Below are 317 nucleotides of genomic sequence, written 5' to 3' on the forward strand. Positions count from 1 at the left end.
ATCGACGTCAGTGACCGTGGTGGCATCCGCGCCCAGGGTGTCGGCGGTGTCGTTGGCGCCGTCGATGACGTTACCGTCGAGGGCCGTGGTGGTGTCTTCGCCGATGTTGCGCGTATCGGCGTTGGCGACCGGGGCGGTATCGAGGATCGCGATGTCCAGGCTGTCCGTGCTGCTCTGCCCGGTGATGTCGGTGACCACGACGGTGAAGCTGTCGGTGATGTCGCCGTCAGTGTGATCTTCGCTCTCGCCATCTTCGACGTAACTGTAGGTGACCTCACCGGTGTCGGCGTCGTAGCCGGTCACGGTCAGGGTGCCTT

At 64.4% G+C, this 317-nt stretch carries 1 protein-coding gene; it reads right to left on the minus strand.

The genetic code is table 11. The features are described 5' to 3' along the window. Positions 1-317: hypothetical protein (locus tag QD172_RS17305; protein ID WP_279856366.1), on the minus strand; the 317-nt coding region annotated here is incomplete at both ends.

The sequence above is a fragment of the Cobetia sp. 10Alg 146 genome, assembly GCF_029846385.1.
Classification (GTDB): domain Bacteria; phylum Pseudomonadota; class Gammaproteobacteria; order Pseudomonadales; family Halomonadaceae; genus Cobetia; species Cobetia marina.